The sequence below is a fragment of the Aphanizomenon sp. UHCC 0183 genome, from assembly GCF_009712065.1.
Taxonomy (GTDB): domain Bacteria; phylum Cyanobacteriota; class Cyanobacteriia; order Cyanobacteriales; family Nostocaceae; genus Dolichospermum; species Dolichospermum heterosporum.
Genome location: NZ_VILC01000011.1, coordinates 112,877 through 125,935, shown reverse-complemented (window position 1 = coordinate 125,935; position 13,059 = coordinate 112,877). Strand labels below are relative to the sequence as shown.

At 36.6% G+C, this 13,059-nt stretch carries 10 protein-coding genes; 2 read left to right on the top strand and 8 right to left on the bottom strand.

The window, feature by feature from the left end; genetic code table 11:
- Positions 1 to 483 precede the first annotated feature (483 nt).
- From FJR37_RS05975 to FJR37_RS05960, 4 genes are all read right to left on the bottom strand, one after another.
- Positions 484 to 2,790 carry a dynamin family protein gene (locus FJR37_RS05975; RefSeq protein ID WP_168465554.1) on the bottom strand — a complete coding sequence of 769 codons (2,307 nt, stop codon included), beginning with the start codon at positions 2,788 to 2,790 and terminating at the stop codon, positions 484 to 486.
- Between the two features lie 14 nt (positions 2,791 to 2,804).
- Positions 2,805 to 3,581, bottom strand: a complete 777-nt coding sequence (locus FJR37_RS05970) for a hypothetical protein (protein WP_168465553.1) — start codon at positions 3,579 to 3,581, stop codon at positions 2,805 to 2,807.
- 6 nt (positions 3,582 to 3,587) lie between these two features.
- Positions 3,588 to 5,996 carry a dynamin family protein gene (locus tag FJR37_RS05965; RefSeq protein WP_168465552.1) on the bottom strand — a complete coding sequence of 803 codons (2,409 nt, stop codon included), beginning with the start codon at positions 5,994 to 5,996 and terminating at the stop codon, positions 3,588 to 3,590.
- 374 nt (positions 5,997 to 6,370) lie between these two features.
- Positions 6,371 to 6,718 (bottom strand): hypothetical protein, encoded by a 348-nt coding sequence (locus tag FJR37_RS05960; protein ID WP_168465551.1) that lies wholly within the window; start codon positions 6,716 to 6,718, stop codon positions 6,371 to 6,373.
- 272 nt (positions 6,719 to 6,990) lie between these two features.
- Between FJR37_RS05960 and FJR37_RS05955 the strand changes: the two genes are divergently transcribed.
- Positions 6,991 to 7,893 (top strand): cation diffusion facilitator family transporter, encoded by a 903-nt coding sequence (locus tag FJR37_RS05955; RefSeq protein ID WP_027402148.1) that lies wholly within the window; start codon positions 6,991 to 6,993, stop codon positions 7,891 to 7,893.
- Between the two features lie 117 nt (positions 7,894 to 8,010).
- Here the strand turns inward: FJR37_RS05955 and FJR37_RS05950 are convergent, their stop codons facing one another.
- The 3 genes from FJR37_RS05950 to FJR37_RS27385 all read right to left on the bottom strand — a co-directional run bounded on the left by FJR37_RS05950 (position 8,011) and on the right by FJR37_RS27385 (position 10,534).
- Positions 8,011 to 8,271, bottom strand: coding sequence for a chlororespiratory reduction protein 7 (locus tag FJR37_RS05950; RefSeq protein ID WP_027402147.1), 261 nt, complete (start codon positions 8,269 to 8,271; stop codon positions 8,011 to 8,013).
- 208 nt (positions 8,272 to 8,479) lie between these two features.
- Positions 8,480 to 9,685, bottom strand: coding sequence for a histidine kinase (locus FJR37_RS05945; RefSeq protein WP_174763396.1), 1,206 nt, complete (start codon positions 9,683 to 9,685; stop codon positions 8,480 to 8,482).
- 645 nt (positions 9,686 to 10,330) lie between these two features.
- The gene (locus FJR37_RS27385) at positions 10,331 to 10,534 is read right to left on the bottom strand and encodes an AAA-like domain-containing protein (RefSeq protein ID WP_256366864.1); all 204 of its coding nucleotides are present in this window, start codon (positions 10,532 to 10,534) and stop codon (positions 10,331 to 10,333) included.
- A gap of 113 nt (positions 10,535 to 10,647) precedes the next feature.
- Here FJR37_RS27385 and FJR37_RS05935 point away from each other — a divergent pair, with 113 nt between their 5' ends.
- Positions 10,648 to 11,976: an S-layer homology domain-containing protein gene (locus tag FJR37_RS05935; RefSeq protein WP_039204047.1), complete on the top strand. Its 1,329-nt coding sequence runs from the start codon at positions 10,648 to 10,650 to the stop codon at positions 11,974 to 11,976.
- 82 nt (positions 11,977 to 12,058) lie between these two features.
- Here FJR37_RS05935 and FJR37_RS05930 read toward each other — a convergent pair whose 3' ends face one another.
- Positions 12,059 to 12,739 (bottom strand): peptidoglycan-binding protein, encoded by a 681-nt coding sequence (locus FJR37_RS05930; RefSeq protein ID WP_168465557.1) that lies wholly within the window; start codon positions 12,737 to 12,739, stop codon positions 12,059 to 12,061.
- Between the last annotated feature and the right edge of the window lie 320 nt (positions 12,740 to 13,059).

Here is a 13,059-nt window from a genome sequence, read left to right as displayed (position 1 = left end):
TTGTAGTTCTATTTGATAGTCGTTATCATCATCTTTTAATATTTGTTCTATTTTTTCTACGTTGTTAATTGTGAGAGTCATATAATTTTCATCTCCAGTGATATTTGTGATGATTTGACATTATAGCACTGTAGGGTGCGTCAGATATTACAAATCTGTTTTTTGATATGATTTATGCAGTCTGACGCACCCTACCTATTTAAGGGGGGTAAAAATTACGGGATACTTACGCACAAGTTAAGTAGGTGAACAGAAAAATTTAAAGGTATATAACGGTATGTAAAGTTGTCTCAATGCGAGATTCTGATTGAGTTTCAGCCATTTTACAAAACGCAATACCCCCCATTTTTATTTTGTTTACCTACTTACGAAAGAATAAACCACGAAGACACGAAGAAAAGAAAGAGAGTTTGAGAGATATTTTCCGTAAGTCCTAGACTTAATATTATAGCATTTTGTTTGATAGCGTGGTGCAAAATAATGTTAGTCTTCTTGACCTCTTCTCCTGCTTTCCATAATATTACTTTTTAAGGCAATAGATAATTGTCTTAATCTTTCACTCACTTCTAAATTAGATTCTTGTGATTTTAAATTGTTTGGTATTTCCGCTAATAAAAGTGGATTCCCTTGTAACCATTCATTCAAAGCTACACCTGTCCAAGTACCTTCTTTTTCTCTAAAACTATCAACTAAACCTTTGAGTTCTTGAATACAATATGATTCAAAACTAGCAGCATTAAAAATTGCAAATCGCAAGTATTCCTCAAAGGCATTAATATCATTTTCAACTTCAAAAATTACAGCTTGTTGTTCAACTATAAATTCATGAGAAACATTGAGAGAATTTGGATTTACTATTTCTGTTACTCCTAATACTTGCTGGCGAATTTCTGAGTTAAAAAGTAAATCAGAACCATATTTTACATATCTTTTGAGAAGACTATAAGCAGGTTCTTCACCACTATAGTAGTTATCAACAATTTCGATATCTACCCCCAGGCTTTTGATAATTTTATTGCGAGTGTCACTATTAACTGGTCCGCGAATTAACACTTCTGCTACTGGACGTGCAAAGCGTAAAAATAACACGCTTAAACTACTTTCTAATTTCGATAAAAAATAATTTTCTGAATTTTCAATTAATCTGGCTTTTACTTGATTACTTCCCCATAATAAACTTGTCATATATTCAACTAAGTTTAAAGCTTCATTTTGGAGTTCTAAAGCCAGTTGTCTAGCAATAGCAGCTAAAAGTTTACTAATATCATTATACAAATCTTCTCTCCAAGCAAAGTTAGCTTTCATTCTGTCAAATGCAGGATTTGAGTTAGCTAGAAAAATAGTATCTTTCTTTCTAAATGTTTCTTCCCTGAGTTTCTGCATTTCCTTATCAACGATTTGTAGATATCCTTCTCGAAATTTTTCTATTTGAGTTAAGGAGTTAGCTGTTAAATTTTCTAAAGCTTTATTGACAACATAAGCATCATAGTACTTTTGTAAATCGGCTTTAATTACTAACCATTTTTGATTCCACCATTCTGCAAATAGAACTCGTTGATTGTTTTCTGCAAATAGTTTGGCTTGTTCGGGATTTTCTGGATGATTTTTACTAACTAAACGATAAATTTCTTCAGATGTGCTGATAATTGTATTTAGAGAAACTTCACACCGTTTTTTTAAAATAGCGACTCTTTCAGTATTAATATAATTAAAGATTTTCTCTTTAATTACGGGAATACCAGTAGCATCTGTTTTGAGAATTTCCGCATCATCAATACCTGTTAATCTCTGTAAATGTGATTGAATAAGATTTGCATCTCCTATTTCTAATTTAGTTTGTTCTCCAGCTATATTATTTAATAATAAATATGCACCAGCAGAACCAGAAACAATCCTGTGTTCTGGTAAATTTGCCCGTTTTAACCAATCTTGAGAAGCTTCTTGAATGTGGGTTTTCATTGCTTCTGCACTACCTAATGAATCAATCCGACTTAAAAACACAAATAATTTATCAGCAACGGTGACGTTTTTATCACCCTGTTCTGTAAATTTGATGATTTCTAATTCTTTTTCTCTCAGACTGGTAAAACGCTGTACTAATATCACAGCATCACAATCTGATAACATTTCTTGTGCTTCGTCAACGTGCTTGGCTAAACCTGAATCTAAACCGGGAACATCATAAAAAACAATCCCTTCAGCTTGTGCAAGTTTGTTCGTATAAAGTCTCGCTTCTAATACAGCATGAGCATATTTTTCATCTGCTACGTATTTTTTTAAAGGTTCTCGAATATCCTCTAATCTAGTAAATGGAAATGTTCGATTTCCTTCTTTTCTGACTTGTTTTAAAGTGATTTCATTGGTGTGAATAGTATTAATATCTTCTTGCGCTTTAGCTTTTTCTAGTTCTTTGAGTAGTTTGATAAATTCATCTTCTGTTTTTGCCTGTACTTCTAGTTTTTGTTCAGATTCATTTTGCACTGAATAAATTTGTGTGGTGGTAAATGTACATCTTCCTCCCTTCGCTGGAAGTAAATCACATTCTAACCAAGCATTCACAAAGGTGCTTTTTCCGGCTTTTTCTAACCCGACTACTGCAATCCGAAATTCACGTTTTTTGAGTCTTTCTAATTGACGACGTGCGGGTTGTGCTTCTTGTAATAGGATTTGTTTTAATTTTTCGGGAACTTCTGCTTGAGGTAAGTTGGCTAAATTAACCGCGTGTCTTTGGATGTTTAATGCGTCGGTTAAACGGGTTTCGTAGTAGGAAGATGCTGTTTTCCAATCCATTTTGTAGATACTCCTTAAATGCGGTTAAATTTTTGTAAGCCAGATAAATTTTTAAGACAGGCTAATTGTTTAATAATACACTTAGCCTGACTTGGTATATCTGTTTTTAAAGAGTAACGCACCGTTTGATCAATCATTTTACAACCATCATTAATATTGATTCTGAGATAAACTTCTCGTATGCTATCAGGTGAAATATTCTCATCTGTCATTTCTAAGTTTTGCTCATTTGAGTCAGCAACTTTAACAGTAGTACATAGGAAGTAAGAGGCGTTATCTATGAGGTAGATTAGCTCATCAACCTTTAAATTTGAACGATTTATGAAATTGTTGGCTACAGATGCTGGAATAACAAGACATAAATCCGCAGGAATTAGAGGCTGAAAGGTTGGTTGATTCTTTATTTCTTGAACCACAGGTTTCGTTTTTTCCTGTTCTTTTTTATCAAGAGTTTGCTTGTACAAAAACAATCCAACAAATGTAAAAGCTGCTGCTACAAAAATCCACTCCATGTTTCCTCCTTGGTTTATTGCTTTAGCGATAACATTGTTGATTGGTGTATTTTTTAATATTCCATCCAACAAGTTATTAATAATTTTCTTATCTTCGTCTTTATTTGCAGAAGGTTTTATACCAAAATAATCACAGATTTTATTTGTTTTTTCTCGATGTAGTAGTTGTTCTTCACCCATTATTATCCCAATAGTCTGATATAAAAGACCTCTTCCAGTTATTTGAGATATGTTTTTACAAACTTGATCATATAGGTTTTTATGGTTCTCTGTTGCCACTGGATTTTAATGCTCCTCTTTTAAAACTGTTTCTAAGCCAGAAAACTCTTCTGCAAGGTCTTGAGCTTTTTGTTCAATAGGTTGCCAAACACTTCGTTGCTTTTCATAATCTAGAGTAATTTCTTGGTTAGCTTTATCAAGTCTGGCTTGATAACGGTCAATAATATCATTCTGAAGTTTATCTACATTTTTTTTTAGACAATCAATTTGTTCTAGTAGCCAAGTTGCAATTTTGTTTACTATTTCTTTTTCTTCCTTTCTCGACTGAATTAGCCAACCTTTCAGTAAATTGTTCACACTAGGTATTTCGGCATTATCGCTAGAACGGGTTTGATATTCAGTTTCATAAAAAGTCCGTTCCCAAATCCATAATGTATACCAATCTCTTTGCTTTTTCTCAACCTGTATTGCCTCTTTCCACGTTCCTTTATTAATAGGGAAACCTGCTTCAAAACAAAAATTAAATGTAAGTTTACTATCAACTTTAATAAGTTGGGATTCTGGAAATTTAATTGCTATGCTAGGTGAAATATCATTTGCTCCCTTTTCAATATGAGATAAATGACAATTGAAAAGTTCTACTACTGCTTGATACATTCTATTTAATTCTTGGTTAGAAATCTGCTTTAATACATCCTCCATCACAATATTCAAATGAATAGCTAGTTCATTTAATTCTTCATTTATTTGCTTAAGTTGATTCTTTTCTGAATCTGTTTTTGCCTCCATTGTTTTACCTTCTTTAGCAACGGAAGCTGTATAACCTAATTTTACTAATCGGTTTAAGTTTCTTCCTAGTAAATTGACATTTAAAAGATTTGCTTTTTTTAAGTTTGTACTGTCTAAGTCTACCTTTCCAGTTTCTAAAGACTTGGCTATAGCTTCTAATACTTGGTTAATTCCTTGACCTAATTCCCGTTTCCACCCGTAAAGGGGATATAATTTTTCTCCTAATAGATTATACGGTTCTACATTCTTAATTTCTAAAATTGTTGATTCCAGATATAGCACAGGATCATCTTCTGACTGTTCTGCTATAACTTGTTTAATCTTTGTATCTATTCTTTCAAATGGTTCTCTTAAATTTGTGTCGCTAATTTGTAAGAAACGCTCAATTGATAATCTAATCTGTGATATATTTTCACATTCTTCTTGATACCGTTCCTCCGAACTATTAAGAACAGCATTTGTTGTTTGTGTTGCCCATTCTGCGATCGCATTTCCAGCAGCTATATTAAAACGTTCTATAATTTGGGGAATTACTAACTGGGGAAAATGTTTATTAATATGTTCCCTGAGATTTTCCTGAAATTCCTCAGCATAGGATTTCTGCCATAATGCTTCAGCAACTCTATTTTTATCGTGTCTATTCCATTTTTGTGTGTTACGTGGCAAGTCTTCTAATATATCTTCAATTAATCCATTAAAATGATTATCCGCTTTTTTACAAGCATCTGCACTGTAAATATCATCTTGATTTTGGATTTGCAAAGATAATAAAGCAGGCCATGTACTCAGTTTGACTACTTTTAAATTTTCAATATCTTCTGTGTATTCCTTTAATTGCTCAGTTAATTCATTTTTAATCTCACGAATAGCTTTTTCAATAAACCTATTTTCTGATTCTGGCCAGCTTCTATCGGCTCGAAAAACATCAATCCTATTTAGTACAAAAAGCATCCGCGCAGGAGAACCACCTAAATCTTTTACTTGCTGTACAACCTCTTGTAATAAACTTTTTACTTTCTGAGAATCTGTTTCCGCACTGTTATAAGTAACTATACATAAAGCCTCTCGACATTGTTTAATAACATTAGCATTACCTTGATCACCCACATAGGCTAAACCAGGTAAATCAAGTATTCTTACTCTTGTTCCTTTTGGTAATTGTAATTGAGATTCTTTTAACAGTCGGAAAGGGTAAGCAATTGTAGATTGTGGACAGGCTAAATTTGGTTGAGTTTCTCTATTTTCGATATAACCTATCATTGCTTGGTAAAGACGATGATAAATTTTATCGTCACTAATTCCTCTCCATTCTCCACACTCCCATAACGCCCCCGGTGTTTCATGAATGATCAGAGATTTTTCTTTACTATACTCAATTGTCACTGCGCCAGCACTCATTTCACTAACTGCAACCGGGACTATTTCTGCTCCACATAGCAAATTAACCAAAGTGCTTTTACCGCTACTTGTAGTCCCTGTGGTGGCTAGGGTAAGAGTAGGATTTTGTAATTCGTAAATGAGTTGAGTTAAGGCTATTTCTAAGTTGTTGGATAGTTCTTGTATTTCTGGCTGATAACTCTCTGGTAGGTGCTGGGATATTTCTATGTGAAAATTCTGCCAATATTGAGCCAGTAGCTTGGCTTTAAACTCGATTTCTTCAAATACTTTGTATACTGAGTTGCTCATATTGCCGACATCCATACGTAGTTAGGTTTGGTTCTGTCTGTCAATGTCTCAAATCCTATTACATAGTATACATAGAATATGGAATAACACAAGCCAAAGCAAAATAGAGGATAATAACCATACCTTCACCTCAGTTTTGTGACAAGTTGTATCTCATTATCTCGTTCCCAGTCTCTGACTGGGAATGCTATTCAGAGGCTCTGCCTCTGCTATTATTGAAGGCAGAGCCTTCTAGAATTCATTCCCATACAGAGTATGGGAACGAGAAAACGAGAAAAATGTCTGAAGTATGATTTTTAGGATTATTTTGATGAAGATGAGGGATTCATCATAAAAATCATCAAAATCACAAAAATCATAGTTTAGATGTTAATTTAAAACTGCTCTAAATACTGATTAAGATCCTCAATCACACGGGTAAGTTCCGCTTCTGTCGTTAACCGAATCCCTAGATTGCGAATTGTTAACAAAACTTTAGCTGCAAAGGGAGTAGGCCAGATATTAGGATTGCAGAATAGTTCTATGAATACATCCCCAGTGTAACGATACTCTAACGAGGGTTGGGGACTGACTTTACCTGTTCCTGGAGTTTTACTAGCAATAGCTTTGAGGCTTTTCATTAATTCATCTATTGCTGCTTTTAATTCTTGTGCTGCTTGGGGTGAAAAACTGACGGAAACAGAACCTTCTACTAGATTCAGTGTTAGAGGTACAGAAGACATAAGCTACTTATTAACAATAATTCGTAATTATCTATATTACCGGAATATGCTCTCTATTATATTTATAATATCCAGATCCCATATCCAGATCCCCGACTTCTTTAAGAAGTCGGGGATCTTTTTGTTCAATAAAGAGATAAATTCTTAATTAGCAAGTTTTGACCTATTTTCTATATATTTATTCTTAGCAACAAATACTTATTGGTGTACAGTAAGAGTTCAAGAAAACAAATTCTCTATTCCTTTTTTTCACAAATCACAATTATAAATATATGATTTACGATAACCGCACTGAAGTAAGAAGAGTTTTAATCATTACACTATTACTAAACATATTCGTGATGGGGTTAAAAGCACTGGTGGGCTATTGGACAGGTTCTTTAAGCTTACTGGCTGATGCCTTACATAGTGTGACAGATAGTGCTAATAATGTCTTAGGATTAGTGGCTATTAAGTTTTCTTCACCGTTGCCAGATCGGGAGCATCCCTACGGACATAATAAGTTTGAAGCAGTGGGGGCTTTGGGTATTGCTGCATTTTTAGGAATAGCCTGTTTTGAAATTGTCCAAGGTGCAGTAGAAAGGATTCTCAAAGGTGGTGAACCTGTGAGAGTATCACCTCCAGAATTGTGGTTATTATTAATTGTTTTAGGAGTAAATATTTTTGTCGCTTTTTATGAACGGAATGTGGGAAAAAGGGTAGGTAGTTCGATTCTAATCGCTGATGCTACCCATACTATGAGCGATGTTTGGGTGACAATTTCGGTTATTGGTGGTTTGATTGGTGTGTGGCTGGGTTATCAATGGTTAGATGTGGTACTAGCTTTCCCGGTGGCTCTATTGGTATTTTGGAGTGGTTGGTCAGTCTTAACTGAAAATTTACCTTGGTTGGTGGATCAAATGGCGATCGCCCCAGAAACAATTCATGCGATCGCCGTTTCCGTCCCCGGTGTCCTCAACTGTCATGATATCGCTTCTCGTGGTGTCATTGGTCGTCAAGTTTTTATAGAAATGCACCTCATTGTAGATGCACCAGATGTAGAGACAGCCCACAACATCACGGAAGAAGTCGAAAAACAACTAGAACAACGTTTTCATCCTGTGAGGATTCTCATTCATGTTGAACCACCTGCATATCAGTCTGAGAGCATAACTTTTGAAACCGAACATAGATAAAGACAAGAATTCAGGAGTCAGAATATTTTTTACATCAGGGATAGGGAGTAGGGATATAGCATTTCCTGATCATACTGAGTATATTATAGCATCGTCCTGGGAAGAATATTGTGGGTTTTATTTTTCCAACCTGACTGCATACCACTGTAAATATTTTCCTGGACCTAAATCTAAATTACAACTAGTATCCAGTAAATATTGTGCTTGTTGGCTGATTGAATTAAATTTTTGCAAATCCAGTGGTAAATCCTCCTGTGAGATTTGCGATAGGGTTGTTTCCAGCTTGAGTAGTAATTCAGCTACGGTGAGAAATTGTTCTGGTTGATTTGTCTCTAAAACAACAAAATCATCCTGTTGATACATTAATTGATTTGGCATTTTTGATACTTGGTAATTGGTAATTGGTAATTGGTGATTGGTGATTGGTGATTGGTGATTGGTGATTGGTGATTGGTGATTGGTGATTGGTGATTGGTAATAATTTCTTATTCTGTTCCCTGTTCCCTGTTCCCTGTTCCCTGTTCCCTGTTCCCTGTTCTCTGTTCCCTGTTCCCTGTTCCCTGTTCCCTGTTCCCTGTTCCCTAATTCACGATGGATATACTGGCATTGTAAAATGAAACCATGCACCACCGTGGGGAGATGAATCTACCCAAATTTGACCGTAATGGGCGCGGATAATGCGTTGACATAAACAAAGACCAATTCCATATCCATCTGTGCCTCGATCTCGCTGGAGACGGAAAAGATTCTCAAAAATGCGATCGCGGTTTTCTTCGGGAATCCCTGGTCCTGTGTCACCAACACTAAATTGAACTTTTTGGGTAGTCCGATGTAGTCCAGCTACAGTGATAATACCACCAACAGGTGTATATTTGATGGCGTTATCTAAAAGATTAACTAGGACTTGCCGAATGCGTTCAGGATCAGCATATACATAGGGTAAATCTTGGGGAATATCTGTTTCTACCGTTTGGGATTTAGCTGTGTAGCGATCGCTCAATTCCTCTAATACTTGTAAACACAATTCCCCCAATTGTAACTTTTGTGGTACGATTGGCAATTCTATATCCTCACCTCGCCCGACCTGTAACAAATCAGCAATCATCCGATCAATGATCCGTGTTTGTGTCCGGGCTTGTTTTAATAAATGTATAGCCAGTCCTGGTTTCAGGCGGAGAAATTCCCCCGTATCTGGATTGTAATTAGATTGAAGAGTTTCAATAGCGATCGCCGCCGCCGTCAGAGGATTGCGAAGATCATGGGCTAAAATGGCAATCACTCGGTCTTTAAACAGTAGCTGTTCTTGCAGTCTCTCCTTTTCCTGCTTCAGACGAAAAATTTCATCCCCTAGTTGAATTGCCTCCGCCGAAGTAGCAACAGAATGAATGGTAGACTTAGGCACAATCACCTGACTCTTCTCATCCAAACATTCCTGGGAATCTTCCTGTAATTTCAAAAAAGTGGTGACAGCGGTTTGCCAACGCGGCCAGCAAATTTTTAATTGCGGAATAATATTAGTACCAGCAATAGTTTGTTGAGGTTCGGGATGAATTTTAACCAAAGCAGGAGTTGCTACTAACTTAAAATGTTCCGCTAAATAGGGTTGTTCGCCAACATCAATAATTTGTAGTTCAAAACTATACCCAGCCTCTAATTCTTTTAAGTAAGCACGAATTCGCTGCACTTGTTGACGGGACTGAGGTCGCCCATCAATAAACAGCAGTAGTTGGAGTGGAGCCTCAGAATAAATAGGCTGATCCTGGGAAACTTGCATGACATCTTGTTTCAGCACTGGTAACAACCTGGGGACGCTTTACAGACGGTGAAATGAACTGACGTTGCTTAATGGCCGTTGTTTTTCTAATTTAATATCTATTTTAGATTCTTCCTACTGCAATCCGATCTATATTTTTGGGTGAAAGCGGATTTTTTTCGGAATTTTGCTGCCATTTGCTCTTACTTCTACAGCTACTAGGCTTCTAGTCAGGAATTGTTGAACCTATCGTCACCTCCTTTAGCAATTATTTACAGAACCCAAAAAATAGCCATAGTAGAAGTCAAGAGTCCCTTAATGTAGGCCTTTGCCATGTATTCTGTAACTCATTCAAGTGCATACCAACCTATAGCTAATTATGTAACACCGATGCAACTTGCGATCGCTTCCCCAATAGAAGCATTAAATCATCCCTAAGCCGTCCATCAATTCTTACAAACAGCCGCAGAGTTGCCTTATTCCCAGCTTACCACTTCAAACCATTGGCGAAAACTTTCTATCAATTCCTCAAAACCTATAACCGCCACTATTGGCGTTGCAAAGCAATATTCCATTAACCAATAAATGTATAAATTTAGACTATAACATAACTTACGCAACTTACACATTGGTAGGGGCGCAGGGCCTGCGCCCTCGATTGTATTGCATCAAGCGCGACAACTGCTATATACGTTCTTGAAAATAAAAACGATATAAATTACAAAGACATTGCACATCATTTCCTTTAAATTCAATTAACCCCAAACTGCGTAATTTTAAAGCTTGAGTAGAATCTATTCTCATAGGAAGATCACTATTAATTATAGATGTGTAAAGGTTTAAGCTAAAAACGCATCTCTTCTTCCAGTGAGAGAAAAAATAAACCAAAAACAGTCGGTTTTAACCGACTTTAACTTTAAGACAGGGAATTTATTCCCTGGCTGACTACCCAACCTCAAAAATGCTACTGTAGAAGGTGAAAATCAATTTGTGATTTCTTTGTGTTTTCCCGTAACTACCCTGCTGTATTCCTGAGTTTTGCTGTTTTACTATCCTTAACAGCCTGTGCTAACAGTCAATCTGCTAAAAACCTAGAACAATCATTAGCGGCTGACCCTCAGTTGCAAAATAATCCTGTTCCCTTTGGCAAACCTCAGAGTCAGCAAACAACACCAAACCCCAACACATCAACAATTAAATTACCGGCTGATTTTCCCGCAGATATTCCCATTTACCCCAACGCCAAACTAGAGGAAGTTACACCAGCTAATTCCGAAAATAAAATATCAATTCGTTGGCAAAGTGCAGATCCCAGTAATATAATCACCAGCTTTTACCGCCAGCAATTTCAGGCTAAAAACTGGCAAATTGTCCAACAGCCTCAAGATGATGTAGATGGGACTTTTTCCGCCAAACGCAATGATTTACTCATCAATGTCACAATTAAACCACAAACTGTTACTAAAGCTGAACCCAATCAACCGCAAACAGCTACTAAATTATTAATTGAATATTCGTCCAATTCTCCAACTACGTCTACTAACCCAGTTACCCCTTCAGATAATCCAGAATTTATCGGTCCAGTATTACCTAAGACTGATAATACTAACGTAGTCACCCAGCCAACCCTACAGCCAACCACCCAACCGGAAACCTTAACAACTCAGGAATTTACTGATATTCAAAAAGCACCCCCAGAATGGCGCTCTCATATTCAAGATTTAGCTACATTAGGTGTTTTATCTATCGAACCAAAAACCAACGAATTTCTCCCTGATAAAATTATCACCCGTCGGGAATATGCCCGCTGGTTAGTTGCAGCTAATAATGCCATGTATGCGAATAATCCAGCCAAACAAATTCGGTTAGCATCCTCCAGCACTCAACCAGCTTTTAGGGATATCTTAACCAAAGATCCCGATTTTCCAGTCATTCAAGGATTAGCCGAAGCTGGTTTAATTCCCAGTGCTTTATCTGGAGATGCCACAGCGGTTTTATTCCGTCCTGATGCACCCTTGACACGAGAACAATTAATCCTCTGGAAAGTTCCTTTAGATACTCGCCAAGCCTTACCCGCTGCTAATTTAGAAGCCGTTAAACAAACTTGGGGTTTTCAAGATGCAGGTAGTATTGAACCGAAAGCATTAAAAGCAGTTTTGGCTGATTTCCAGAACGCTGAACAATCAAATATTCGCCGAGTTTTTGGCTATACAACCCTATTTCAACCCAAAAAACCTGTAACTCGTGCTGAAGCCAGTTCAGCTTTATGGTATTTCGGTACTCAAGGTGAGGGAATATCTGCAACGGAAGCTTTAAAGCTGAAAAGGTGAGTTTTATTTGATTTTGAGTAAACATCTGACAGACACAATAGCCTGTCAGATGTTTACCGATTTCTAATTCTTGACTTTACTTTTACGGTGTAGGTGTAGCTGTAGCCGTTGGTGTAGGCGTAGCTGTAGCCGTTGGTTTAACTGTTGGTTTAACTGTTGGTTTAGCCGTTGGTTTAATTGTTGGTTTAATTGTTGGTTTAATTGTTGGTTTAGTCGTTGGTTTAGCTGTTGGTGTAACTGTTGGTTTAGCTGTTGGTGTAACTGTTGGTTCGGGTTTAGTTACTGGGTTGGTAATGATAGTTTTAACTTCTTCATTTATTTTTTGACGAAGTTGTAAATCAGCAATCCCAGTTTCTGAGAGTTGATGTTTTTTCTGGTACTCCTTTACCAACTCTTCTAACTGGGGACTGTAGAATTGATCACGAGGAAGTAGAGTTTTTGGTTTAAGTACAGTATTCAAATTAGCTTGCAAAATTTGCACAATCATAGCAGCTTGATCTTGGGTTTGGGGACCTACTTTCCCATCCACCTTTAACTTGTAGCCTGTTTGAAATTCAGTGATAGCCTTTTTAGTTTCCTCATCAGTCAGAGGATCTTTTTTAACCTTAACGTTATAACCCAATCCACGTAATACAGATCGGAATTCATCGGGCTTATAGTTGCGCTGACGAGCGGCAAAAGTCATATCTGAAGACACAACACTTGCTGCCACAATACAGGTTAAAGCTATAGTTACTCTAGACTTGTTTAAACCACACCACATCATAAAAACTCCTTGGGATTAAATCCTTGATACTAAGACACTAGCAGGTAATTCTGAAGTTTTTTTAACCTATGGCTTAACAATTAGTTATTAATTCTGATTAATTCGACTCTAATTGATTATTAATGAATATTAGGACTTACGCACACTCACTAACTTACCATCATATAAATGAAGGAAATTGCGTCGTTTTCGGCTTTGGGAATAACTTATTGATTAGGGTGTGGTTCGGCAAGCTCACCAACCACGTCAGATAGAGGAAATCTGTTTTTTACCAAATTATTGGGTCTGACGCACCCTACTCTAAGTAAGTGGACAAA

Excerpts from the sequence above, each read along its gene's own strand:
- FJR37_RS05975 (WP_168465554.1), bottom strand. The coding sequence starts at position 2,790 with ATGGATTGGAAAACAGCATCTTCCTACTACGAAACCCGTTTAACCGAC.
- FJR37_RS05965 (WP_168465552.1), bottom strand. The coding sequence starts at position 5,996 with ATGAGCAACTCAGTATACAAAGTATTTGAAGAAATCGAGTTTAAAGCC.
- FJR37_RS05960 (WP_168465551.1), bottom strand. The coding sequence starts at position 6,718 with ATGTCTTCTGTACCTCTAACACTGAATCTAGTAGAAGGTTCTGTTTCC.
- FJR37_RS05955 (WP_027402148.1), top strand. The coding sequence starts at position 6,991 with ATGATTTACGATAACCGCACTGAAGTAAGAAGAGTTTTAATCATTACA.
- FJR37_RS05950 (WP_027402147.1), bottom strand. The coding sequence starts at position 8,271 with ATGCCAAATCAATTAATGTATCAACAGGATGATTTTGTTGTTTTAGAG.
- FJR37_RS05930 (WP_168465557.1), bottom strand. The coding sequence starts at position 12,739 with ATGTGGTGTGGTTTAAACAAGTCTAGAGTAACTATAGCTTTAACCTGT.